This window comes from Meiothermus sp. (assembly GCF_037443965.1).
In the GTDB taxonomy this organism is placed as follows: domain Bacteria; phylum Deinococcota; class Deinococci; order Deinococcales; family Thermaceae; genus Meiothermus.
In genome coordinates this window covers 1-23,490 of sequence record NZ_JBBINI010000016.1, presented here as the reverse complement: position 1 = coordinate 23,490, position 23,490 = coordinate 1, and the positions used below count along the sequence as shown (strand labels likewise).

Annotated in this window: 21 protein-coding genes; 11 read left to right on the top strand and 10 right to left on the bottom strand. The window is 60.4% G+C overall.

The features are described from left to right. Nucleotides 1-196: 196 nt before the first annotated feature. From WKI89_RS09855 to WKI89_RS09830, 6 genes are all read right to left on the bottom strand, one after another. Nucleotides 197-562, bottom strand: coding sequence for a hypothetical protein (locus WKI89_RS09855; RefSeq protein WP_337869216.1), 366 nt, complete (start codon nucleotides 560-562; stop codon nucleotides 197-199). Between the two features lie 224 nt (nucleotides 563-786). Then, nucleotides 787-1,089: a non-heme iron oxygenase ferredoxin subunit gene (locus WKI89_RS09850; protein ID WP_337869214.1), complete on the bottom strand. Its 303-nt coding sequence runs from the start codon at nucleotides 1,087-1,089 to the stop codon at nucleotides 787-789. Between the two features lie 202 nt (nucleotides 1,090-1,291). Further along, entirely contained in the window at nucleotides 1,292-2,626 is a 1,335-nt protein-coding gene (sufD, locus tag WKI89_RS09845; protein WP_337869213.1) for a Fe-S cluster assembly protein SufD, read from the bottom strand. Next, a complete protein-coding gene (gene sufB / locus WKI89_RS09840; RefSeq protein ID WP_337869211.1) occupies nucleotides 2,626-4,035 on the bottom strand; it encodes a Fe-S cluster assembly protein SufB in 1,410 nt (469 codons plus the stop codon). The genes sufD and sufB overlap by 1 nt, the downstream gene beginning before the upstream one ends. A gap of 71 nt (nucleotides 4,036-4,106) precedes the next feature. Beyond that, a complete protein-coding gene (gene sufC / locus WKI89_RS09835) occupies nucleotides 4,107-4,862 on the bottom strand; it encodes a Fe-S cluster assembly ATPase SufC (protein WP_337869209.1) in 756 nt (251 codons plus the stop codon). 222 nt (nucleotides 4,863-5,084) lie between these two features. Further along, nucleotides 5,085-5,900 (bottom strand): pyruvate, water dikinase regulatory protein, encoded by an 816-nt coding sequence (locus WKI89_RS09830; protein WP_337869205.1) that lies wholly within the window; start codon nucleotides 5,898-5,900, stop codon nucleotides 5,085-5,087. Nucleotides 5,901-6,045: 145 nt separating this feature from the next. Between WKI89_RS09830 and ppsA the strand changes: the two genes are divergently transcribed. Continuing rightward, a complete protein-coding gene (ppsA, locus tag WKI89_RS09825) occupies nucleotides 6,046-8,421 on the top strand; it encodes a phosphoenolpyruvate synthase (RefSeq protein WP_337869203.1) in 2,376 nt (791 codons plus the stop codon). A gap of 203 nt (nucleotides 8,422-8,624) precedes the next feature. On the opposite strand, the gene WKI89_RS09820 is transcribed toward ppsA, so the two are convergent. From WKI89_RS09820 to pyrE, 3 genes are read right to left on the bottom strand one after another with little or no spacing between them, the layout of a single operon-like run. Continuing rightward, nucleotides 8,625-9,656, bottom strand: a complete 1,032-nt coding sequence (locus WKI89_RS09820; protein WP_337869201.1) for an NAD(P)H-dependent glycerol-3-phosphate dehydrogenase — start codon at nucleotides 9,654-9,656, stop codon at nucleotides 8,625-8,627. A gap of 17 nt (nucleotides 9,657-9,673) precedes the next feature. Next, complete coding sequence (locus WKI89_RS09815) at nucleotides 9,674-10,741, bottom strand: stage II sporulation protein M (protein ID WP_337869200.1); 1,068 nt, start codon at nucleotides 10,739-10,741, stop codon at nucleotides 9,674-9,676. Nucleotides 10,742-10,764: 23 nt separating this feature from the next. Next, nucleotides 10,765-11,316 (bottom strand): orotate phosphoribosyltransferase, encoded by a 552-nt coding sequence (gene pyrE / locus WKI89_RS09810; protein ID WP_337869198.1) that lies wholly within the window; start codon nucleotides 11,314-11,316, stop codon nucleotides 10,765-10,767. 218 nt (nucleotides 11,317-11,534) lie between these two features. On the opposite strand from pyrE, the gene WKI89_RS09805 reads away from it, so the two are divergent. The 3 genes from WKI89_RS09805 to WKI89_RS09795 are packed head-to-tail and all read left to right on the top strand — an operon-like array spanning nucleotide 11,535 to nucleotide 13,848. After that, entirely contained in the window at nucleotides 11,535-12,266 is a 732-nt protein-coding gene (locus WKI89_RS09805; protein WP_337869196.1) for a hypothetical protein, read from the top strand. Beyond that, a complete protein-coding gene (locus WKI89_RS09800; protein ID WP_337869195.1) occupies nucleotides 12,259-13,344 on the top strand; it encodes an enolase C-terminal domain-like protein in 1,086 nt (361 codons plus the stop codon). Before WKI89_RS09805 ends, WKI89_RS09800 begins: the two co-directional genes overlap by 8 nt. Before the next feature lie 6 nt (nucleotides 13,345-13,350). Then, complete coding sequence (locus tag WKI89_RS09795; RefSeq protein ID WP_337869193.1) at nucleotides 13,351-13,848, top strand: hypothetical protein; 498 nt, start codon at nucleotides 13,351-13,353, stop codon at nucleotides 13,846-13,848. A 528-nt stretch (nucleotides 13,849-14,376) separates the two neighbouring features. On the opposite strand, the gene WKI89_RS09790 is transcribed toward WKI89_RS09795, so the two are convergent. Beyond that, nucleotides 14,377-15,249 (bottom strand): GNAT family N-acetyltransferase, encoded by an 873-nt coding sequence (locus WKI89_RS09790; RefSeq protein WP_337869192.1) that lies wholly within the window; start codon nucleotides 15,247-15,249, stop codon nucleotides 14,377-14,379. A gap of 164 nt (nucleotides 15,250-15,413) precedes the next feature. Here WKI89_RS09790 and WKI89_RS09785 point away from each other — a divergent pair, with 164 nt between their 5' ends. The 7 genes from WKI89_RS09785 (at nucleotide 15,414) to WKI89_RS09755 (ending at nucleotide 22,811) form a co-directional block, all read left to right on the top strand. Beyond that, nucleotides 15,414-16,301: a diacylglycerol kinase family protein gene (locus WKI89_RS09785; RefSeq protein ID WP_337869191.1), complete on the top strand. Its 888-nt coding sequence runs from the start codon at nucleotides 15,414-15,416 to the stop codon at nucleotides 16,299-16,301. Nucleotides 16,302-16,439: 138 nt separating this feature from the next. Next, complete coding sequence (locus WKI89_RS09780; RefSeq protein ID WP_337869189.1) at nucleotides 16,440-18,434, top strand: GGDEF domain-containing phosphodiesterase; 1,995 nt, start codon at nucleotides 16,440-16,442, stop codon at nucleotides 18,432-18,434. Nucleotides 18,435-18,460: 26 nt separating this feature from the next. Further along, a complete protein-coding gene (locus WKI89_RS09775; RefSeq protein ID WP_337869186.1) occupies nucleotides 18,461-18,733 on the top strand; it encodes a hypothetical protein in 273 nt (90 codons plus the stop codon). An 80-nt stretch (nucleotides 18,734-18,813) separates the two neighbouring features. After that, entirely contained in the window at nucleotides 18,814-19,842 is a 1,029-nt protein-coding gene (gene rlmN, locus WKI89_RS09770) for a 23S rRNA (adenine(2503)-C(2))-methyltransferase RlmN (protein WP_337869185.1), read from the top strand. Nucleotides 19,843-20,049: 207 nt separating this feature from the next. Beyond that, a complete protein-coding gene (locus tag WKI89_RS09765) occupies nucleotides 20,050-20,544 on the top strand; it encodes an FKBP-type peptidyl-prolyl cis-trans isomerase (protein WP_337869184.1) in 495 nt (164 codons plus the stop codon). Between the two features lie 95 nt (nucleotides 20,545-20,639). Next, entirely contained in the window at nucleotides 20,640-21,470 is an 831-nt protein-coding gene (gene rapZ / locus WKI89_RS09760) for an RNase adapter RapZ (RefSeq protein ID WP_337869182.1), read from the top strand. A gap of 15 nt (nucleotides 21,471-21,485) precedes the next feature. After that, nucleotides 21,486-22,811: a gluconeogenesis factor YvcK family protein gene (locus tag WKI89_RS09755; RefSeq protein WP_337869181.1), complete on the top strand. Its 1,326-nt coding sequence runs from the start codon at nucleotides 21,486-21,488 to the stop codon at nucleotides 22,809-22,811. Nucleotides 22,812-23,490 lie beyond the last annotated feature (679 nt).

The following is a 23,490-nucleotide window of genomic DNA, read 5'->3' as shown; positions in this document are numbered from 1 at the left end:
ACTGCCTTACTGATGGCCAGCATGCCCGAAGAAGGGAACCCCGGTACCGAAAATTACCGTTACGTGGCAGTAGAAGCTCAAATCCAAGGCAAAAACAAAGGGATTCTTTTGTTCCAGTCAAGGTTTGTACAGATAACGCCATCGCTGCCAAACAAAAAGCGCCACCCTGCGGTAGCGCTTGAAGGAAGCCTAAGGGCTATACTTCAATTCCGTGAATTAAGAACGTTTCCTGGCCCATCGCAAACTCGAGCTCATAGCGGCCCTTTTGCTGGATATTCAGGTGAAAGATGCCGTATTCGTTGACGGGGCTGGTGTTGTATCTGTTGGGGCCGTGTAGGGTTATGTGGGATCTTGAAAATTGGCGGGCCTCGGCAATCACCTGCCCCACCAGTACAAACTTTGCATCTTCGGACTTGAGGGTCAGGTCCAGGTACAGATCCCCTGCTCTATAAAGCTGGCTCCACCTACCAAAGAGGTTTTGGTGGCGCAAGGCCATACCGGGCGTGAAGCGCGAGTCCATAATCAGGATGGCTTCTTTGCGAGAGGTCTGCATGGGCTTCATGTTGGACTCCGGGCAATACTTGGATTTGCCTCGAGCCACCCCTGCTGTCGGACTACCGGCCAGATTAGCAGGAACCCCCAGGTGTCAAAGGCAGATTTTGCCATTGCGGGACTGGCAAGGCTAGGAGATTAACAGCTTTTTCCCGTGCTATACAAGCCAAATACAGTTAACGCTAATTCAAAAAACCCCCTCGGCCTCGAGGGGGCGCTTGCGCAACCCGTGAGTCAGACCTCCAACCAAACCTGCCCGTCTTCTATTTTGGCCTTGTAGGCCTTGACCGGACGGGGCGCGGGCAGGGTGGCCTTGCCGGTGCGCAGGTTGAACCTGGCCCCGTGGCGGGTGCACTGGATGGTCTCGCCTTCTACCGGACCATCGGAGAGCGGGTTTTTGTCGTGGGTGCAGATGTCCGAGATGGCAAAAATCTCCTCGCCAGTATGGAGCAGCAGCACCGGGGTTTTCTCACCCTCGACCTTAACCACCAGGCGGCCATTCTCGAACTGTTCGGGAGTAGCGACGGGAATCCACATAAACTATAAGGTCAAAAGTAGAAAAGAAAGCAAGGGCACAGGCCTTACTTTACGCCTTTTCCACTTATACGCATTTCGGCAGTATCGTTCACTTCGTCAAGCCTAAACGATACTACCGAAATGCTTTTCTACTCCCTTCGGTCGGCTTGAATCCTTGACCTCTGACTGCGTCCAACGGCGAAGGATTCAAGCGGAAACGGTATTAGACCCTTACCTTCTCCTCGATGATGCTCTCGATGTACTGCCGTAAGGGCTCGATGGGGATACGGGTGAGCACATCGGTCATGTGGCCCTTCACCAGAATCTGCTGGGCCATGTGGCGCGGCAGGCCGCGGCTCATCAGGTAGAAAAGCTCGCCAGGCTCGACCGGCGCAGTAGACGAACCGTGCGAGCACTTAACATCGTTGGCCCCGATCTCGAGCTGCGGCACGCTGTCGCTGCGGGCATCCTCGGACAAGAGCAGGTTGCGGTTGGTCTGGTAGGCATCGGTCTTCTGCGCCCCTACCCCCACTTTGATGAGACCCGCATATACGGTGCGGCTCTGATCCTTGGCCGCGCCTTTGTAGAGCACGTCGGAGTGGGCGTGGTCGGCCACGTGGTGTTGAAGGGTGTAGTGATCCACGTGCTCGTTACCAGAGGTGAAGTAGAGGCCCAGCATCTCGGAGGATGAGCCTGACCCTAACATTTCCGACTGCACATCAGCTCGGCTGAGGGTAGCTCCCATGTTCACCACTAGATCATTGAGCGCGGCGTCGCGCTGGAGGTGGGCCCGCTGGCGGTGAAAATGGTAGAAGCCCTGGCCCAGGAGTTGGATGTGGGCGTGGCGCACCTTGGCGCCGTCGCTCACGATGATCTCGGTGGAGGAGGTATTTACCGAAGGGGCTACCTTAGCCGGCGAGATGTACTCCTCGATGTAGACAGCTTGGCTGTTTACATCGCCCACAATCAAGGTGCGCGAGCCGGAGAGCTGGCCGCCCCCCAAGTACTTAAACACCCCAATCGGCTTACTGAACTCCACGTTCTTGGGGACATATAGGAACACCCCGTGGGTGAAGAGCGCAGCGTTGAGCGCAGGAATCTTGGAGTTCTCGGGGCGGTTCACCTGGGTGCCTACCAGGTCAGACCAGTTGACAGCCTTGAAGAGGTTCTCCTCCACCAGCTTGGGGTACTGGGCAATGGCATCGTGCAGGCTGGTGAAGACCACGCCCTGGGCCTTCAGGTCTTCGGGCAATTCGACGTGCACCAGATCGGCACCCACAAACACCGCGTAGCCCGAAAGCTGGGCCTGGGCCAGGCGGTCTTTGACCGCTTGAGGTATCTCGATTGCACCGCCCTTGGGCAGCTCGAGCTTTAGTTCCTCGAAGGGCACCTCGGTGATGTCGGTGTACTTCCACTCCTCGGTGCGGGTGGTGGGGTAGGGCAGCTTAGCGAAGGTCTCCCAGGCCTCCAGGCGCTTGGCCTGAAGCCACTGGGGCTCGCCGAGTTTCTTGGAGACCTCTAAAACGAGGTCGCGGGAAAGGCTCGAGGTGAGTTCCATCAACCCACCGACCCTTCCATCTCGAGCTCGATCAGCCGGTTCAGCTCCACGGCGTACTCCAAGGGCAGCTCCTTGGCCACCGGCTCGATGAACCCGCGCACAATCAGGGCCGCGGCCTCATCCTCGGGCAGGCCCCGGCTCTGGAGGTAGAAGATTTGCTCGTCGTTGAGGCGGCTCACGGTGGCCTCGTGGCCCACGGTGGCGGTATCGTCCTCGATCTCCATGTAGGGGTAGGTGTCGGTGCGGGACTCTTCGTTAATCAAGAGCGCGTCGCACTCCACGTTCACCTTTACATGCTTGGAACCCTCATAGACCTTGATCAAGCCCCGATAGCTACTGCGCCCCGCGCCCTTGGAGATGCTCTTGGAGACAATGGAGCCGCCGGTGTTGGAGGCCGCGAAAATCAGCTTGCCGCCCGCGTCCTGGTGCTGACCCGTGTTGGCGAAGGCAATGGAGAGGATGTCGCTCCGCGCACCTTCCTCGACCAGGTAGGAAGAGGGGTACTTCATGGTCAGCTTGGAGCCCAGGTTGCCATCGAGCCACATGTGGTAGGCATCCTTCTTGACCACAGCCCGCTGGGTCACCAGGTTATACATATTGTGCGACCAGTTCTGGATGGTGGTGTAGCGGCTCTTGGCACCCTGATTGACCACGATCTCGATCACGCCGGAGTGGAACGAATCGGTGGTGTAGGTGGGCGCGGTGCAGCCCTCGATGTAGTGCATGTCGGCGCCCTCATCTACCACGATGATGGTGCGCTCGAACTGGCCCAGTTCGGCCGTATTCACGCGGAAGTAGGCCTGGAGGGGCTGCTCGACCTTCACGCCCTTGGGCACGTAGACGAAGCTACCGCCCGACCACACCGCGCTGTTCAGGGCCGCATACTTGTTGTCCTCAGGCGGGATGACGGTGGCGAAGTACTCGCGAAAGAGGTCTTCATGGTGCTTGAGGCCGTCCTCAATCGAGACGAAGATCACGCCCAAGCGCTCCAACTCTTCCTTGACTTGGTGATACACCATCTCCGAGTCGTACTGCGCCCCCACCCCGGCCAGCACCTTCTGCTCGGCCTCGCGGATGCCCAGCTTCTCGTAGGTGCGGCGGATTTCCTCGGGCACATCATCCCAGCTACGGGCGTCGCGCTGCTCGGTGGGCTTGGCGTAGAAGTAGATCTCGTCCATGTTGAGGCCCGAGAGGTCGCCACCCCAGACCGGAACCGGCTTGGACTGGTAAATTTCCAGGGCTTTCAGGCGGAACTCGAGCATCCAGGCAGGCTCATCCTTGTGGTAGCTGATGGCCTCGACCACCCGCCGGTTTAGACCCTTCTCGGCTTTCCAGACGGGCTTTACTTCGTCTACAAAGCCATACTTGTATTCGTTACCGATGTTCTCGACTACTGCGTTGTCGGACATGTATGCTCCCTTCGGTCATGCCGATAAATGGCAAAAGCGGTTTTCAGCTACCGGCTATCCGCTCTGGGTTATCAGATGGCGACCACCAGTTCCTTCACCCACTCATACCCTTCGGCCTCCAGCCGCTCGGCCAGTTCGAAGCCGCCGCTGGCAGCGATGCGACCATCAATCATCACGTGCACTGCATCCGGGGTGATGTAGTTGAGCAGGCGCTGGTAGTGGGTGATCAGGAGGGCCCCGAAGTTGGGACCGCGCATAGCGTTCACACCCTTGGCCACCACCTTCAGAGCGTCAATGTCCAGCCCCGAATCGGTTTCGTCCATGATGCCGTAGGTGGGCTCCAAGACCATCATGTGCATGATCTCGTTACGCTTCTTCTCGCCTCCGGAGAAGCCGTCGTTGAGGTAGCGGGTCAGGATGCTCTCGTCCCACTCGAGGGTAGCCAGGGCCTTTTGTAGCTTGCCATAAAACTCCATCATGTTTACTTCGCCACCCTTTTTGGCTTGCAAGGCCAGGCGAAGGAAATTGGCATTGGACACCCCCGGCACTTCAACCGGGTACTGAAAGGCCAAGAACAAGCCCTTGCGGGCGCGTTCATCGGCTTCCATCTCGAGGATGCTCTCCCCATCCATCAGGATGTCGCCCTTAATGATCTCGTAGCTAGGGTCTCCGGCGATGATCTTGCCCAGGGTGCTCTTACCGGCCCCGTTGGGCCCCATGATGGCGTGAACCTGGCCCTTGGGCACAATCAGGTTGACCCCATTGAGGATGGTCTCGCCATCCACGATTTTGGCGTGCAGGTTGCGGATTTCCAGTTGGTTTACCATGTTCGTTTCCCTTGTTGTGATGGTTTGGTCGAAAAAGCTCTTACTGCGAATCACTCGCAATAAGAGTATAGGTGTTGTACCCAAGAATGTATAGTAGTTTAGTCGGGATTCAACCGGTCCAGATTACAAAGCCGCTCGAGGGGATAATCTCCGGCGAAGCTTACCGTGTAGTACTCAAAGCAAACCAACCCCACCGCCAGCGCGGACTGCTTACCTCCAGCATCAGCCGATCCTACGCCGCAATCCAGCACTCTGCACGATGTTGGTGGCGATCTCTTCGATGGAAGAACTGGTGGTATCGAAATACTGGATACCCACACGCTTGAAGAGCAATTCTGCGCGTCGCACCTCGTACTCGCACTGCTCCAAAGAAGCGTACCGGCTGTTCGGTTTGCGCTGGGTGCGGATCTGGTGCAGCCGCTGGGGACTGATGGTCAGGCCAAAAATCTTGTTCTTATAGGCCTTCACCGGCTCGGGCAAGGTATCGCGCTCAAAATCGTCCTCGGCCAGCGGATAGTTGGAGGCCCGCAGGCCATACTGCAGACCCAAAAACAAACAGGTAGGGGTTTTTCCAGCCCGGCTGACCCCTATCAGAATCACGTCGGCCATCTGGTAGTAGCGATCGCCGATACCATCATCGGTGGCCAGCACGAAGTCCACCGCATCAATCCGGGTAAAGTAGCTGTTATCGCTGACGCTGTGCAACCGACCCACCCGGCCCGAGGGGGGCTGGCCGAGCTCGCGCTCGAGCTCCCCCAGATAGGTGCGAAACAGGTCAAAGTGCAGGGCCGGGGCGGTTTTGAGCTGGTCATTTAGCACCGGATTGGCCAGGGTCGAGAACACAATCGGGCGTACCTGCTCACGCTCAAAAATCGAATTGATCTCGTACACCAGACCATAAACCTCTTCCTCGGTGTCTGTGAAAGGCCGCGTTACATAACGAAAACGCACCGATTCGAACTGGGCCAGCAAACTCCGCGCCACCGACTCGGCTGTGAGGCCCGTATGGTCTGAGACGATAAATACCGTTCGCTCCATCGCACACCCCGTGGTATTGCCAGTTAACAGTGTAGTTTATGTGTGTATTGCCTATTACACAGAAATGGGGGCCATAACTACACCAAAATGGGCTACTCCACTTTGCCATCAACTCAACCTACCATCAAATGCAACGAGGTGCGCTATGGCCTATATCCGCTGGTTCGAGACGCTGGGCATGAAAGATCTGGAAGTGGTAGGGGGCAAAAATGCCTCCATCGGCGAGATGATTTCCAATCTTTCGCAGGCAGGGGTGCGGGTTCCGGGGGGTTTTGCCACCACGGCCCAGGCCTTTTTCGAGTTTTTGCAACACAACCACCTAACCGAGCGCATCCAAGAAGCCCTGGAACGCCTCGACATTGATGACGTGGACGAGCTGGCTCGAGTAGGCGCAGAAATCCGCGGCTGGGTAGAGAATGCCGAGCTACCCAAGGCGCTAGAGGTAGCCATCGTAGATGCCTATATCCGCCTCGAGTCCGCCTCCAAGGGCGGGCTTTCTGTTGCGGTGCGCTCGAGCGCCACCGCCGAGGATCTGCCCGAGGCCAGCTTTGCCGGACAGCAGGAGACTTTCCTTAACGTCAAAGGCATAGACAGCGTACTGTTGCACATCAAAAAGGTCTTTGCCTCCCTCTACAACGACCGGGCCATTGCCTACCGCGTCCACCACGGCTTCGCCCATGCGGAGGTGGCCCTCTCGGCCGGGGTACAGCGCATGGTTCGCAGCGACCTGGGGGCTTCGGGGGTGGCCTTCACCCTGGACACCGAGTCGGGTTTCCGCGACGCCATTTTCATCACCTCGACCTACGGCCTGGGCGAGTTACTGGTGCAGGGGGCGGTCAACCCCGACGAGTTTTACGTCTACAAAAAAGGGCTGGTCGAGGGCCGCAATACCATCCTGCAGCGCACCCTGGGCACCAAACTGCAAAAGATGGTTTATGCCGAGATCGGCAAGGGGGTGCAGACCGTCGAGACATCTGCCGAGGAACGCCGCCGCTTTTCGCTTTCCGATGCCGATGTGCTGGAACTTGCCAAACAAGCCCTCCTGATCGAGCAGCACTATGGCAGGCCCATGGACATCGAGTGGGCCAAGGATGGGCTGGACGGACAGATTTACATCCTGCAGGCCCGGCCCGAGACCGTACAGAGTCGCACCGGTAGGGTGCTGGAGCGCTTCGAGATGCTGGAGCGTGCGCCGGTACTGGTAACGGGCCGGGCGGTAGGACAGCGCATCGGCGTGGGCCCGGTGCGGGTGATCAACCACCCCCGCGAGATGAACCGGGTGCAGCCTGGCGACGTGCTGGTGGCCGACATGACCGACCCCGACTGGGAGCCGGTCATGAAAAAAGCGGCGGCCATTGTAACCAACCGGGGCGGGCGTACCTGTCATGCCGCTATCGTGGCCCGCGAAATGAACATTCCCGCAGTGGTGGGCGCCGGCAACGCTACCGAGTTACTGCGCGATGGCGATACGGTCACCATCTCCTGCGCCGAAGGCGATACCGGAAGGGTCTATGCCGGAACCCCCAAATTCGAGGTCAAGCGGATTGAACTCGACAACATGCCCGAGATCCCTACCAAGATCATGATGAACGTGGCCTCACCCGAACGGGCCTTCAGCTTTGCCAACCTGCCCAACGCCGGGGTGGGCCTGGCGAGGCTCGAGTTCATCATCAACAACACCATTGGTATCCATCCCAAGGCCCTTTTGCAGTTCGAGCAGCAGCCCGAAGAACTCAAAGCCGAAATCACCCGGCGCACTGCGGGCTACAAAAGCCCGGTGGACTTCTACCGCGAAAAGCTGGCCGAGGGCATCAGCATGATTGCGGCAGCTTTTGCACCCCATCCGGTGATTGTGCGGATGTCGGACTTCAAGTCCAACGAGTATGCCCATCTGCTGGGGGGTAGCCGCTACGAGCCCAAGGAAGAAAACCCCATGATTGGCTTCCGGGGGGCCTCGCGCTACCGCAGCCCAGAGTTTGCTGAGGCCTTTGCACTGGAGTGCCAGGCCATTCGGGAAGTGCGCGAAGAAAAGGGGCTAAAAAACGTCTGGGTGATGATACCCTTCGTACGCACGGTAGGAGAGGCCAGAGCGGTTATCGAAATTCTGAAAGCCAACGGCCTCGAGCGCGGTCGGGACGGCCTCAAGCTGATCATGATGTGCGAGGTGCCTTCCAACGCCATTCTGGCCGAGCAGTTCCTGGAGTTGTTTGACGGCTTCTCGATTGGTTCTAACGACCTGACCCAGCTCACCCTTGCGCTCGATCGTGACTCGGGGCTGGTGGCCGACCTCTTCAACGAGCAGGATGAGGCGGTCAAGTTCCTGCTCTCCCGCGCCATCCAGACCGCCAAAAACATGAACAAGTACATTGGCATCTGCGGCCAAGGCCCCTCCGACCACCCCGAACTGGCCGACTGGCTGGTACAGCAGGGAATCGAGAGCATCTCACTCAACCCCGACAGCGTGCTCGAGACCTGGCTGTATCTGGCTGAGAAGCAAAAGGACGCCGTGGCTGGGGATTGAGGGGGCCAACTTCTCCGTCCTGGCTTCACAAAGATGCCCAGCAAACTCAAACAGACGGTAGATCCTTGCGAAGTCTTGCTGATACGCATTCCGGCGGTATCGTTCGCTTTTGAAAGCCTAAACGATACTGCTGGGATGTACTCCTGCTCCCTTCGGTCGGGTTGTTCCGCTAGCGTCCGGCGGCAAAACAACCGGATCGGGCATTACTCGGGTTTGCTTTCCCGTCCCATCAGACGGGAAAGCTCCTGCATGGGGTCGGCCCCCTCGTAGATCACGCGGTAGACGGCCTCGGTTATGGGCAAATCGGCCCCGGTGTCCTGATCCCAGGCGTGCAGGGCCTTTACGGTGTAGATACCCTCCACCACCGACTTCTGGGCCTGAAGCTGGGCCAGGCTCTCGCCCCGCACAATACGCTCTCCAGCGGAACGGTTGCGCGAGTAGGGGCTGCTGGACGTAGCGATCAGGTCACCCAGGCCCGAAAGGCCCATGAAGGTGGCCTCCTGGGCCCCCTGGGCCACCCCAAACCGGATGATTTCGCGCAGTCCCCTGGTAATCAGGGCTGCCTTGGCGTTGTCGCCGAGCTTTAGGCCATCTATCATGCCCGCGGCCAGTGCAATCACGTTCTTGAGCGCCCCACCCAACTCCACCCCCACCACATCCGAAGAGGTATAGACCCTAAAGCTGGCCCCTGAGAACACCTGCTGCACCTGCCGGGCCAGTTCCGGGTCTTGGGACGCGACCACTGCCGCCGCAGGCAGAAAACGGGCTATCTCGTCGGCCAGGTTGGGCCCCGACAGCACCGCCACCTGGGGAATCCCCGTAACTTCCTCCACCACCTGGCTCATGCGCAACAGGTGATGGTCGCTGAACTGCAAACCCTTGGTGACCGAGACGTAGGCCGGCGCTTTGGGCAGCCGCTCGAGCGTCTCCCGGATGGCCTTGGAGGGAACGGCCACCACTACAAACTGGGCGTTTTCGAAGGCCTCTTCGGCATCGGCAGTGGGGTGCAGGTGCTCGGGGAAGACCACCCCTGGCAGGTACTCGAGGTTCTGTCGCTCTAAACGCATGGCCAAAGCCTGCTCAGGCCGCCGCGCCCATAACCGCACGGGAATGCCCTTTACAGCAACCAAAAGGGCTAAGGCTGTGCCCCAAGCCCCGGCTCCCACCACTGCGATAGGACCTTGTGCACCCGCTTGGTGCGGTTGGGGTTTGGGTAGTATGGCTGGGTCTGGCATCGGCAGTACCTCCTGCCCTATGGTCGCATCAGGGTCAGGATGGAGAAGGCTTCGTACCACGCACCGATGAGCAAGAAAAATGCCCCCAGATAAACCAGGAGACCCAGTGCCCGCAGGCCAGCGCGGTAGCCTTCCCCGCGCAAGGTTTTTAGCAGCAGCACCATACCGCCAAAGGTGCCCAGGATGTAGGCCTGCAACTCAACCACGATGGTGGGCAGGTGCAGCAGATAGTTAGCCAGCGGGAGTGCTACGGGGCTCAGGGCAAAGCCCAGCACAAAGTAACGCATGGCGTTGAAGAGCAAGGCTGGAATACCCAGGAAAAGTCCTGGCACGGCCGTAGTCAGAACCAGGCCGTTGGTAAAGTTCCAGTAGAAAATCACAAGGGCCAAGCCCAGCACTCCACCTCCCAATGCACTGCCAATGCCAATCTGTTCCAGCGCGCCCCCCACAATCTCCTGCATGAGCCTGACCAGCCGGGGGTTGGCATAAGCCACCAGTCCGCCCAGCAGGAACAACCCATAGAGGCCCACATTCATGCCGATATAAAGGCCCCGGTACTGGCGCACCAAGGCCCACCCCTCGGCCCACCAGCGGGCCAGGCGGTTGTTGCCGCGCAGGGCTACCAGCCAGCCCAACGAGAGGGCCACAAAAAGCACCCAAGACAGGGGGTGCTTGATCCAGGCCGGGAGCAGGCCTCCTTCGGGCACAAAACCGATGCGGGTCACCTCATCCCCCCGGATGGTCACGCGCACATCCCCCCCACGTCCTGCTACGGTGGCGGGGAAATTTACGATGGTTCCACTTGGGGTCTGGTCTTCTCGAGGCTCGTTCAGGTTAACCGAAAGCCCCCTGGGTGCAGGGGGGAAGGCAAAGCTGCGCTCGAGTAGCTGTAACGCCTCCTCGGCAGGCTTGCCCATCGCCTGCGAGGGGTCTACGGTGTATTTACCGGCTTGCCAGTCCTGCACGGCCTGTCGGGCAATCTCCACATTGCCCTGCGCGAGCGCGAGGGAGAAGAGTAGAAGCATGAAACAGGCCAAGATGGCCCGGCTTATTGTTTGCACCTGGATGCTCACAGCCCTCAACATACCCCTAGCCTACCGCTTCGGGCCTAGACCTCCTGTAAGGGCACACCCCGTTGGCACAGCGGGCAAGAATCCGGTGCATAGGTGGGAAAATCGAGTCGGGCGAGGGCGCGGAAGGGCACCCCGAACTCAGAGCGGCCTGCACTGCGGTCTACCATCGCACCAACTGCCACGCATCGGGCACCTTTGGCCTCGGCAGCCTGGATCGCTTTCTGTACCGAGTTACCGGTCGTAACCACATCCTCTACTGCCAGGAAGCGCTCACCGGGGTGGATGGTGAGCCCCTCGCGTACCCACATACCGCCCTTGCCATCCTTCTCGGCAAAGAGGGCCCGCACCCCCAGGGCCTTGGCCGTCACGAAAGCCAGCACCACCCCGCCCATCGCCGGGCCAATTACGAAGTGGAGGTCGAGGTCCTCGAACAGCTCTCCCAGGGCCTGCCCCACGGCCTCGGCGTAGATGGGGTGCTGCAGCAAGGTGGTGGATTGCAAGAACTTGGGCGAGTGCCGACCCGAACGCAGCAAAAAATGCCCTTCCAACAGGGCACCTGTTTCTTTATAGAGGTTGAGGATATCCACACCTCTATGCTACCCGGAACTCCAATCGCCTAGCACCTGTCCTCTAGACGCAGGAGGAGTCCTAAAGCGCATGAACAAAGGCAGTCTCCCTGGCACACTTCGCCTCGGAATGGCAGGTTTTTTTGTGACGGGGCAACTTTTGTGCGGTTTTGCATACCTGCACGTTCGTAGTTGAGGCACTTTTGCCAGATTCTCTTCCATCCGGCAAAATAGGCGGCATGGCCTATCCCCTCTACCTTCCAGGTGAGCCCGCACCATCCAATACACTGCGGCTGCCGGAAGTTCCCCTGCTGATCCTGGTGGGCCTGACCGGTGTGGGCAAAACCAGCCTGATCGAACAACTGGGTTTTGCCACCCTGCCCGACCGGCGGGAACTGGTGGACCGCTACGTTTTCCCCCTGTACGGGCAAAGGGCAGGCCAGCCTCTGGACCGCAGCGAACGCTTTGCCCTCACGCGGCGCTTCCGCCAAGAACACCCGGGAGGGGTCGCGGAAATCTTGACCCAAAGCCGCACCCTTCCGGCCTGGCCCTTGCTGTTCGATGGCCTGCGCGGGGAGGACGAGGTACGCTTTGCCCTGGAGCAACTACCCAAAAGCTTTTTCATCGTGCTGGAAGCCCGCGACCTGACCCGCCTCTCCCGCCTGCTGACAAGGGGCGACGTTTTTGATCGGGTGCACATAGACAATAGCGACCTTGCCAGCCTGCGCGAGCTGGCCCAGGGGGTCTTGAGCGAGGGGGAGCTCGAGGAGGCCCTGCGCTGGAACGTTTCGGCCCAAGACCTCACCGCCAAGCTCAAAATTGTGGCAGAGGAGCGGAAAAACTACGATCCTAACAGAACCCGGCGGGCTCTGTGGGGATCCCCTCGAGCCTTGTTTTTAGACACCGAAACCCTAAGCGCAGCGCACGAAGCTGCCGCCATTCGGGCTTTTGTGGAGCGAATCCATGCCTAGCATCCGCCGCATTACCCCCCATCCGTTTCGCTTGCCGCTCAGAGGTGCGCTGCGCTGGGGCAAGGCCTCGGAGCTGGCGGCCCTGGAGCATGTGCTCCTGGAAGTGGAGCTATCCGATGGCTCGGTGGGGCGGGCCGAGATTCCCCCCCGCCCCACCATCTACGGCGAAACCCTGGGCACCATAAAGGCCGCGCTGGAATTCCTTGCGCCCCGGTTGCTCGGGCTGGAAGCCGAGGACACCGAGGCCGTGCAAAAGGTGCTGCACAGCTTCCCCAACAACCCCACCACCAAAGGCGGGCTGGACATCGCGCTGTGGGAAGCCTGGGCGCAAAGTGAGGGGCAGGCCCTGTGGCAGGTCTTGGAGCCGCATCAGGAACGGGTTAAGGTGAGCTACATCCTGGGTATTGCCGACGAGGCGGAGATGCTGGCCGATGCCCGCGCGGTCTACGAAGCTGGGGTGCGGGTTTTGAAGGTGAAAGTAGGGCGCGACCTTTCGGGCGATCTCGCACGGATTGCCGCGCTCAAGGAACACTTCCCAGATGTCGAACTCTATGCCGATGCCAACGAAACCCTGCATCCGGAGGAGGCCGAGACCTTCCTGCGCATGTGGGCCGAAGCGGGGTTGCTGTACGTGGAGGAACCCCTGCCCATCGCAGAGGTGCTATCCCGCAAAAGACTGCGCCAGGCAGGCATTCTGCCCATCATCGCCGACGACTCGGCTTTTACCCTAAAGGACCTGTGGCGCGAATTGCAGCTCGACACCTTCGACATTTTGAACCTCAAGCCCGCCCGCACCGGCTACACCCAGAGCCTGGAGATGCTGGCCCTGAACCGCGCGGAAGGTAAGCGGGCCATGGTGGGCTCCCAGGCTTTGTCCAGCTTTGGCGCCTACCAGTCCGCGCTGCTGGCCTTCCAGGAGGGCGTGAGCGAACCCAGCGAGCTGGCCTTTCACCTCAAGGCGGAAGGGGGGTTTTGCAACTTTCCGGCCCTGCGGGAAGGCTGGCTATACTGGGAAGACCTGGCACAGTGCCGCTTCGACCTCGATGCCTTTGAGCCATATCAACTGAGCCAGCGGTAGAACCCTATGACCCCCATCCTGCTTCCCGAGCGCATCCTGCGGGTGTTGCGGGTGATCTGCCCCATTCTGAACGATGCGCAGGTGGAATGGGCGGTGAGCGGAAGCCTGGCCCTGGCGCTTCATGGGCTGCCGGTTGTACCCAAGGATGTAGACCTCCAGACCGACCGGGTGGGCGCCGAGCAAATAGCCCAGTTGCTGTCGGAGTATCTGGTCTACCCACCCGGCATACATCTGGGGGTGCGGCTGGTGCGCTCGTACCTGGCCCAGTATAAGATTCACGACATCGTGGTGGAGGTGATGGGCAACCTGGAGTTCCAGACCTTGAACGGGCGTTGGAACCCTGCACCCAATTTTCGTGAGAAGAGGCAAGTCATGGACTATCTGGGCTTGAGCATTCCGGTGGTTTCGTTGGAGTATTTGCTCGAGTTCTACACCCAGCTAGAGCGCCCCGGCCGGGTTGCACTCATCGAAGCCAGGCTAAAAGCTGGGCAGGGCGAGGAATAGAGCGGACTCGAGGCAAATTTCCATGTTCTTTCCCTGCACCGCCCCCAGGTGCGACGGGGCGTATACGTAACGTCAGTTTGAAGTTATCCAACAAGCTGAAAAAGCTGAGCCGAAGGTTGAAAACCCATCAATCAGCCTCACGGCATCGTAAAGTCCACCCCTACCGCGTAGAGGTGGGTAGGGCGGGGTTTGTTCCGCTCCAGTCCACGCGACCATACCGTTTCCGCTTGAATCCTTCACCGTTGGACGCAGTCTGAGGTGAAGGATTCAAGCCGACCGAAGGGAGTAGAAAAGCATTTCGGTAGTATCGTTTAGGCTTGCCGAAGTGAACGATACTGCCGAAATGCGTATCACAGATTGCATGAACGACCACGGACCCCACCCCTCCTAGCTGGCCGAAGGACAGCCAGTACCTCCCCTACCCCGTAGGGGAGGCTTAAGCGTGAGTCTGCCGTGCCGCACAGGTTTATTTTTCTATCTCCGGACTGACGCTATGCGTAGGTACTGCTCCTGGGCTTTTGGCTTCGTTTAGAAGAGCTCGAGCGCGTAGGTAACAACGGCGCTGGTCTGTCTGAACCCCAGGCGTTTGTACAGGGCTTGGGCTTCTTTTTCGTGGTCGTGGGCACGCACCTGCAGGGTCTGGATCTGTGGGTTGCTGAAAGCCCACTCGGCGGCCGCTCCCAGCAGGGCACGCCCCAGGCCCTTGCCCCTGGCCTCGGGCACCACGCCGATGTAGGCAATCTCGGCCTGGGTATCGTCCAGCTCCAGTTCGACCATACCCACTGGCTTCCCGTTTTGTGCGGTATGGTAAGCCATGAAGAGTTCGACCTCGGAGCCCAGAAAGTGCTGGCGCAGTTCTTCGTCCGTCCAATGCAGGCGCAGGCTCCAGCCATCGTCGGCCCGGCTGTAGAGTTCGCGGTACACCTGGGGGTCGCAGGGTTCGGCCCGCCGGATCTCGAAACCAGGGGGTATGGGGTAGGACAAATCGGTGCGGCCAATGGTGTAAAAGTAAGTGGTGTGTTCGGCCGAAAAACCCACCTGCTCGAGCAGCCGGCGGGCATAGTGGTTGCCGGCCTCCGGAAAGGCATAAAGGGTAGGAAAACCCTCCAGGCGGGCTTTTTTAACTAGGTGCTCCAGGAGCGCCTTGCCGTCGCCATGGCGGATGATGGGGCCCTCGAGCGCGGCGCCATCCCAGAAGGGCACCAAGGCCCCATACCCCTGTACCCGGCCTGCCTCGAGCCAGACCCAGGCTTTTTCGTCCTCCCCGGCCAGCACCTCCCACCACAACCCCTCGGGGGTACGCGCCTCGGGGGCCAGCGAGCGGCGCCCAGGGTCTTGATCCATCCAGGTGAGCAGCTCGGCAAGTTGGGAAAGGTGGGTTTGTGCCACGGGCCGGTTCATGGTGCCATCCTCCTGAAGCAGCCTTCCTCCAAAAAAGCGCACTTCCCAGCACTACGAGATGTGGATGGGGTGGATTACCCCGCATCTTGCAAGGTAAGCAGAGAACCACCCCTGGGTGACCGTATTGTACAACGTCGGTTTCTGCTAGAATCTTCCCACACACAATGAGCAGCTATACCACCTTTGTGATCAACCCGGCGGCGGGGCGGGGGCGGGTCGGCCAGATGTTGGAGCGCCTTGAGGCCGCCATCCGCCAGCACAGCCCGTCTGCGGAGGTAGAGATTGCCGTCACCCAAGCCCCAAGGCACGGCACCGAGATCGCCCGCAAGGCCCCGGCGGGCAGCCGGGTGGTAGCGGTGGGGGGCGACGGAACGGTTCACGAGGTCGTGCGGGGGATTGCCGGTTCGGATAAGGCCATTGGGGTCATCCCGATTGGCAGCGGCAACGACTTCGCCCGCATGGTGGGCTTGCGCGGCCTCTCGCTGGAGGCCGCTCTGCGTACGGCGCTACAGGGGCGCATCCACACCGTAGACCTGGGCATGGTCAACAACCAACCCTATGGGGCCAGCCTGGGCATTGGCTTCGATGCAGCCGTCGCCCGCAAAGCCATGAGCGCGCCCACCTTTTTACGGGGTATGCCCCGTTACCTGTACTCGATGTTCGCGGTGCTGAAGGATTTGGAGTTGCCCAGCCTCGAGCTGATCCAAAACGGCCAGGTCATCTACCGGGGTCGAACCCTGCTGGTCGCGCTGATGAACGCCTCGACGTATGGTGGGGGCATCCCCATCGTACCCGATGCCGTTCCCAACGACGGCCTTATTTCGGCGGCAGTGGCCGGCGAGTTCAGCCGCCTGGGGGTGGTGGGGATTCTACCGCGCCTGCTAATGGGCCAACACGTCCATCACCGCAAGCTGCGCTTCTTCCAGGGCACCGAGTTCACCGCCCGCTTCGACCGGGCCGTTCCGGCCCATTCCGATGGCGAACTCATCGAACCTTCAGCCGAGTATCGGGTGCACATGGTTCCGGGGGGCTTAAAGGTGATCCAGCCGTAATTCTGCCGGGTTTCCGTGAAATTAACGCCGTTATTAACGGATCACCCGGTGACGAATAACCAACCCCCACCTAGCAACCCTTGATAGATTGTAGTTACTTGGGGCTTGATGCCAGGATAGGAAAGGATTGGGCATTCAGTGAACGAAGTTAGTTGGAAGCTATTTGCGCCGCTCTCGATTGAAGGGGCCACCCTCCTGATCGAACACCAGGATCTGCCTTCGGGCATGGCGGTACGGCTGGGGGGGGCCGGGGGTGTGGTGCTTAAACCCCAGGAAGCCCAGGAGCTGCTGCTCAATTTGCTCACCGGCGAATCCTGGGTGAGCAGCCGCCTGGTCTGGGCCGCTCCGCGCTTGCATATCGGGCAAAAGGGCTACAACCTCAGCGAGCGGGCCAAGCTGGCCCTGATCGAAGCTCTGCAGTCGCTTCTGGTGGAATCCCAAGGGGTGGCGGTCAACCCCATGCCCAAGGAGACCTGGCAGCGCTCGCTCTTGGAACTCACCCAGTCCCGCTTTGCCAGCGTGGAGGAAGCCCTGCCCAAGCTGGGCGAAATCCTGATTTCCCTGGGATTCAAAGGCATCTGCCTCTGGATGCGTGACAGCAACGAGCGCACCCTGAAGCTGGTGGGTCAGTACCCCGAGGCTTCCCCCCCCGAAGATCTGCAACCCGAGCGCCACGCCGTGTACTTCCAGGTACTCGAGCGCAACCTGATCATCGCGGCCGATGATGCCCGCCAGGACGCCCGCATGACCGAGTTGCGCGACATCCTGGTCAGTCGGGGTCTGGGGGCCGTCCTGCAGGTGGTTTTCCACGGCGAAAGCGGTTTGCGGGGGGTGATGTGGCTGGAAAGCATCCAGCCGCGCAAATGGAGTTCGGCCGATGAGACCCTGGCCCTGGCAATGGCCCAGGTCATCGAGCGGATTCTGCGTCCGCTGAAGGAAGACATCAAAATCCAGACCCCTGAGCGCAAGTCGCTGGCGGTCAAGCGGAGCGAATTCGAGCTCAACCTGGCCCAGGCCCTCTCGCTGGCCCAGCGCCACGGGCGTTCGCTGGCCCTGATGCGCATCCGGATCGATGGTATGAACAAGGCCCAGACCGAACAGGCCGCCCGCGAAGTGGCCTATACCCTGCGCCAGAGCGACTCGCTGGCCTACCTGGGCGACCAGGGTTTTGCCCTGCTGCTTTCCGAGGTGCGCTGGACAGCAGGGGCCAGCCGGGTGGCCCACCGTTTGCTGGGCCGCCTGCGGGCTGCCCTTTCGGGCCTCAAGGTGGGGATTGGCATCGCCATGTTCCCCCAGGACGCCACCACGGTGGAGGGGCTGTGGAACCAGGCTGAACAAGCCTGCAATATGGCCCTCGAGACCGGCGGTGGCATCCGCCTGCTGACCCCTGGCGCCACCGAGCTGCAGGAAGCCCTCTCGCAAGATGGCCTAACCCTGCACTTCCAGCCGGTGTTTAACCTCAGCGACCTCGAGCTGGTGGCAGTTGAAGCCCTGGCCCGCTGGCCCAAACCCAAGGGTTTGCACCAGGCCGGGGAGTTTTTGCCCCTGGCCGAGCAGGTCGGCCTGATGAGCGCCCAGGATCGCTGGGCCTTGGACAAGGTGCTCGACCAGGCCGCCCTCTGGAAGCCCTCCGGGGTCAACGCCCGCTTCAGCGTGAACGTCTCCTCCGAAACCCTGGTAGACCCCAACTTCCCCACGCTCTTGCAGGAGATGTTCTCGGCCAAGCGCCTCCCCACCGATATCATCATCATCGAGCTGCGCGAGGAAGCCATCCTGAGCGACCTCGAGACCGCCAGCCGCAGCCTCGAGATCCTCAAGCACCTGGGCGTCTCCATTGCCCTCGACAACTTCGGCACCAACCCCCTCCCGCTTACCCAGCTCAAGCGCTTGCCGCTCGACTGGATTAAGCTCAACCCGGCCCTCTCGGCCTCCGAAAACGCTACGCTGGCCAAGGCGGCCATTGACATGGTGCATGCCGTCGGCACTAAAGCGGTGGCCAAGGGCCTGGAGGAGCAGTCCCAGCTTACCCGCATGAAGGAACTGGGTGCCGACTACGGCCAAGGCCACATCCTGGGCTGGCCGGTCCCGGCCGAAGACCTGGGTGCTCTGCTGGTCTGGGGCATTGGGTCGTAAACCCCAACTCTGCTACCATTGAACCCATGACTGAGGGCGCAGTTGTGGTGCTGCGGCTGTTGTTATGGGTGCTGCCCGGCATCCTCACCTTTCTAGCCGTGCGCGGTTTTTTTGCCGGGCGTAGGCGCGTAGCCCTGGGTTTATTGCTGGGCGGGATCCTGGCCGCGCTGCTGGTCAAGCCGTTTCCGGTGGGTTTTGCATTTTTGGTGATTGGGGGGCTGGCAGGGCTGGGTGGAGGGCGCAACCCGAAATATGCTCGAGACCTGCTCGAGCGCATTCAAGAGCAACAAAAGCGTTGAGTTCTTGAGTATAGCGCTGCATCGCCCAAAGGTGACCGAGCGCCCGACCCGAACCCACGGGAAGGCTATACTGAAGCGCTATGGCACTGCCGCAAGACCAGGCCCCGCTGCTCGCACTGGCCATCGAACAGCTTCCAGGTGAGGGGTATCGCCGGGAGCAACTGGCCGCCTGGCTCTACGCCAAGGGGGCGCGGCAGTGGGAGGAGATGACCGATCTGCCCAAGGCCCTGCGGGCCGCGTGGGCCGAGCAGTACCGCATCTCGGAGTTCGCCGAGGTCAACGCCTTCCCAAGCCAGGACGGCTCGGTCAAGTATCTGTTTACCCTGCTGGACGGCCAGAAGACCGAGGCCGTATACATGCCCTACCTAAACCGCAAAACCATCTGCATCTCCAGCATGGTGGGCTGCCCGGCGGGCTGCACCTTTTGCGCGACCGGCCGGATGGGCTTTGGGCGCAACCTGACCGCCGCCGAGATTCTGGATCAGATTCTGTTTACCGCCCACCACCAGCAGCACGCGCCCCGCGAGATTCGCAATGTGGTGCTGATGGGTATGGGCGAGCCGCTGTTGAACGTGGATAACGTGTTTGCGGCCCTCGAGCGCATGCTGCACCCCGAGGGGCTGGCCATGAGCCCACGTCGCGTTACCCTTTCGACGGTGGGGATTCCCAGGGGCATCTACAAACTGGCCGCGTCGGGGCTCGAGGTTCGCCTGGCCCTCTCGCTCCACGCCCCCGACGACGAAACCCGCCAGCAGATCATCCCCACTGCCCACCGCTACAGCATCGCCGAAATCATGGAAGCTGTGCGGCACTACTACGCCCAGACGGGCCGCCGCATCACCCTGGAGTACACCCTGCTCAAAGGCGTCAACGACCAGGACTGGCAGGCCCGGGCCCTGGCCCAGCACTTCAAGGGCATCAGCGTCCACATGAACCTGATTCCCTGGAACCCCTGGGAGGGGGCCCCACACCAGGGCACTCCCAGGGCGCAAATCTTGAAGTTCGCCGCCATTCTGGAGCAGCAGGGCATCCCCACCTCGGTGCGCTGGAGCCGGGGGCGCGACGTAGGGGCCGCCTGCGGGCAACTTGCGCTGAAGCAGCCAGCCTGAGCCAACAGCCGCTTTTGGGCTCTCATACGCATTCCGGCAGTATCGTTCACTTTTGAAAGTCTAAACGATACTGCCGAAATGCTTTTCTACTCCCTTCGGTCGGCTTGAATCCTTCACCTTTGACTACGCATGGCGGTGAAGGATTCAAGCGGAAACGGTATCAAACCCTAACGGCTTTCATACAAAACCCATACAATGGGCGGCAGTATGAATCGAAGCATCATTCTCATCGCAGTTGCAGTGTTGGCCTTGTTAGGCGTGGGAGCCTATTTGCTATTAGGGCAACGCTCTGGCAGCCAGCGGGCCAGTGTGGGCAGCGGAACCCTCTGCACCAACCAGCCTGCCGCTGCTGCTGGCCTGACCAACGAGGGCATTACCACCCTCCGCATCGAGGATCTCAAGGAAGGCAGCGGCCCCCAGGCCATCACCTCCAACACCGTGCGCATGCAATATGTTGGGCGCTTGGTAGATGGCAAACAGTTCGACACTTCCTGCCAACCGGGCCGCACCCCCTTCGAGTTCACCCTGGGGGCAGGTCAGGTGATTCCCGGCTGGGATTCGGGCATCGTGGGCATGCGGGTCGGCGGCCAGCGCCGCCTGATTATTCCGGCCAGCCTGGCCTATGGCGAGCGCAGCCCCAGCCCCGATATCCCCCCCAACTCGGCCCTGGTTTTCGACGTGGAGCTGCTGGAGATTCGGTAAGCCCGAACGCCCACGCTCAAGCTGTTGACCCTTGGCTTACAAAAGCCGCGGATATACTTGAAGGCGTACGCCTGTGGGTAGGTTGGGGTGAATTCATGCGGTTTGTGGTGCTTAGTGGACAGAGCGGGGCCGGCCTGACCTCGGCCCGGATGGCCCTGGAAGACCTGGGCTATTTTTCGGTAGACAACATTCCCCCGCAGCTTTGGGGCGACCTGCTGCAAACCGTGGAGGCCCGGGGCATTCACAAGGTGGTGGTGGTGCTGGACATCCGCGCCCGCAACCTGCTCGACGAGGTGGATAGCGTACTGAACCGGCTCAAGCCCTTCATCATCTATCTGGAGGCCAAATCCGATATCCTGCTCAAGCGCTACAACCTTTCGCGCCGCCTGCACCCGCTGGGTATGGGCAATCTGCTGCGCGAGATTGACGAGGAACGGCTGGCGCTGGCCCCTTTGCGCGACCGGGCCGACCTGGTGATTGACACCTCCGAGCGCACCCCCCGCCAACTCAAGGGGGCCCTCGAGGCCGCCCTGGGCGAAGAAGAAGGCTTCTTGCTACGAATCTTCTCCTTTGGCTTCAAATGGGGCCCACCCCAGGATGCCGATCTGGTGCTGGATGTACGGGCGCTGCCCAACCCCCACTACGACCCGGTGCTCAAATCACGCCCTGGCACCGACCCGGACGTAGCGGCCTATGTGTTTTCGGAAAAGAAAAATGAGCCCTTTTACCGCACCCTGCTGGCCACTATTGGGCTTTCGGCAGAAGGCGCACGCCAGACCGGGCGGGCAGCGTACACTGTAGCTATAGGCTGCACCGGTGGACAGCACCGCAGCGTGGCGGTTGCCGAGCGCTTAACGCAAGAACTTTCAGGGCGTTTTCGTGTGGAATTGGAACACCGCGACCTAGAAAAAACCATGGTTGCCTGAGCGAGGCCGCTGGACATGATCTGGAACAAGGCCAAACGACCCAACCTGCGTTCGCTAACCCAGGGCTTTCGGGCCAACCCTGCCGATGACCGTTTCCTCAGCACCCTGCGCTGGCTGTTGCCGGGAATGCGGGTCAAGCGTTATGCCCTGCTGGCCTCGCTGGGGATGCTGGCAATGTTCACTGGGGTGGTACACATGTCGTGGCACACCACCCTGCTGCCCTGGTTTTTGCAAACCACCCGCTGGGCAGGTTACTTTTCCATCCCGCTATGGGTTTCGGGGGGGCTGTGGCTTGTGGGTGGGCTCACGCTTTTCCTGCTGGGCTTGCGCTGGATGAACCGCAGCATGCTCTCGGCCATCACCGACCCCAACTCAGTCTCCAAACAGGTTTATATTCGCCGCAGGCTCGAGGCCGGCCCCCGCATTGTGGCCCTGGGTGGGGGAACAGGGCTCTCGAGGGTGTTGCGCGGCCTCAAGATGGAAACCGCCAATGCCACTGCTGTGGTAGCTGTGACCGATGATGGCGGCTCCACGGGACGCTTGCGGGTTTCGTTCGGGGTTCCAGCCGTAGGTGATCTTGTGGACTGCTTGGCCGCTCTCTCCGATGCGGAAGGGCTACCAGATTTGATGGAGTACCGCTTCCAGCGCGGCGACGAACTCAAGGGTCACACCTTCGGCAACCTGATGCTGGTCTCGCTCTCCGAACTCAACAACGATTTTGCCAAGGCCATGCGCCAGGCCAACCAAGTGCTGCGCCTGCGCGGGGCTGTATGGCCTTCGACTTTCGAGGCCGCTAGGCTGTGGGCCGACCGTGACGATGGTACACGGGTACAGGGTGAAACCGCTCTGCGTGAGCAATCGGGCCGCATCCGCAAAATGGGGTTGGCCCCTGGCGGCGTGGCAGCCATGCCTGAAGCAGTACATGCCCTGCAAAAAGCCGAGATGATTGTGCTGGGGCCGGGCAGCCTCTACTCCAGCGTGATCCCCAGCTTCCTCCCCAAGGGTATCCAGGTCGCCATTCAGCAATCCCGGGCCAAGCTAGTCTACATCGTCAACATCATGAGCGAGCGGGGCGAGACCGAAGGCATGGATGCCTACGATCATTTTCATGCCATCGAACAACACCTGGGCCGCAAACCCAATGTGGTGTTGGTCAACAACGCCCGCATCCCCGAGAATTTGCTCAAACGCTACCGGGCCGAAGGCCAGATGCCGGTACGCTTCAACCCCAAGCCTTTCGAGGGGCAGGGTGTTCAGATCGTCGCTGACGACTTCCTCGAGCCCGGTTTTGCACAGCACGACCCCATCCGCCTGGTCAAAGCCCTCATGGCTCTGCGCTAAGTGTCTCCATAGTTGAAATGCGGGATGCGATTCCCAAAGATCGGTGGGGAATTGCGCCAGGTACGCATAGTCCAATTCCGCAGGTTTGGCCCATCTACCCTGGCGCAACTTATACCGGTTCCGCTTGAAACCTTCACCTTTAGGTGTAATCAAAGGTGAGGGGTTCAAGCCGACCGAAGGGAGTAGGCGTGCATTCCGGCAGTATCGTTTAGGCTTTCAAAAGTGAACGATACTGCCGGAACGCGCACTAGAGGGGATTGTTGTACCATTTTGCCGATGACTGACCTAAAGCTTCGGACGCGTCCCACTGCCGTATAGAGTTTTTATCCATGATCTCCGCTACTGAAAAGGAAAGAGCCCCAATAAGGCTGACCGATGGCTATAGGTCTTGGGAGCAGCAAAAACTCCATTGTGCTTGGCTGGCTATCCACCTCAAATAACGCTCATCCAGCAACCTATCCGAAACGGTATGCCCAGCCCCTTGATGTTGAGGTAAAGTCGGGGTAGGGTGTGGGCTTGTGGGCTGCAAGACGCCCAGTAAATGTCTACATTCCTTCGTGTGCTACCTGCAGTCTACCCTTCCACCCCCGCCATCCTGAGCAGAAGACGGCTGCGGATGAGGTTGTGCACCAGCAGAATCAGGTTCACCCGCGCCAGGAAACCTGCAAACGACCGGGCC

Coding starts and splice junctions, on each gene's coding strand:
- WKI89_RS09850 (WP_337869214.1), bottom strand. CDS start 1,089: ATGTGGATTCCCGTCGCTACTCCCGAACAGTTCGAGAATGGCCGCCTG.
- sufB (WP_337869211.1), bottom strand. CDS start 4,035: ATGTCCGACAACGCAGTAGTCGAGAACATCGGTAACGAATACAAGTAT.
- sufC (WP_337869209.1), bottom strand. CDS start 4,862: ATGGTAAACCAACTGGAAATCCGCAACCTGCACGCCAAAATCGTGGAT.
- WKI89_RS09765 (WP_337869184.1), top strand. CDS start 20,050: ATGAATCGAAGCATCATTCTCATCGCAGTTGCAGTGTTGGCCTTGTTA.
- WKI89_RS09855 (WP_337869216.1), bottom strand. CDS start 562: ATGAAGCCCATGCAGACCTCTCGCAAAGAAGCCATCCTGATTATGGAC.
- WKI89_RS09830 (WP_337869205.1), bottom strand. CDS start 5,900: ATGGAGCGAACGGTATTTATCGTCTCAGACCATACGGGCCTCACAGCC.
- WKI89_RS09785 (WP_337869191.1), top strand. CDS start 15,414: ATGAGCAGCTATACCACCTTTGTGATCAACCCGGCGGCGGGGCGGGGG.
- WKI89_RS09795 (WP_337869193.1), top strand. CDS start 13,351: ATGACCCCCATCCTGCTTCCCGAGCGCATCCTGCGGGTGTTGCGGGTG.
- WKI89_RS09805 (WP_337869196.1), top strand. CDS start 11,535: ATGGCCTATCCCCTCTACCTTCCAGGTGAGCCCGCACCATCCAATACA.
- ppsA (WP_337869203.1), top strand. CDS start 6,046: ATGGCCTATATCCGCTGGTTCGAGACGCTGGGCATGAAAGATCTGGAA.
- WKI89_RS09755 (WP_337869181.1), top strand. CDS start 21,486: ATGATCTGGAACAAGGCCAAACGACCCAACCTGCGTTCGCTAACCCAG.
- WKI89_RS09815 (WP_337869200.1), bottom strand. CDS start 10,741: ATGTTGAGGGCTGTGAGCATCCAGGTGCAAACAATAAGCCGGGCCATC.
- WKI89_RS09775 (WP_337869186.1), top strand. CDS start 18,461: ATGACTGAGGGCGCAGTTGTGGTGCTGCGGCTGTTGTTATGGGTGCTG.
- sufD (WP_337869213.1), bottom strand. CDS start 2,626: ATGGAACTCACCTCGAGCCTTTCCCGCGACCTCGTTTTAGAGGTCTCC.
- rapZ (WP_337869182.1), top strand. CDS start 20,640: ATGCGGTTTGTGGTGCTTAGTGGACAGAGCGGGGCCGGCCTGACCTCG.
- WKI89_RS09800 (WP_337869195.1), top strand. CDS start 12,259: ATGCCTAGCATCCGCCGCATTACCCCCCATCCGTTTCGCTTGCCGCTC.
- WKI89_RS09790 (WP_337869192.1), bottom strand. CDS start 15,249: ATGAACCGGCCCGTGGCACAAACCCACCTTTCCCAACTTGCCGAGCTG.
- WKI89_RS09820 (WP_337869201.1), bottom strand. CDS start 9,656: ATGCCAGACCCAGCCATACTACCCAAACCCCAACCGCACCAAGCGGGT.
- rlmN (WP_337869185.1), top strand. CDS start 18,814: ATGGCACTGCCGCAAGACCAGGCCCCGCTGCTCGCACTGGCCATCGAA.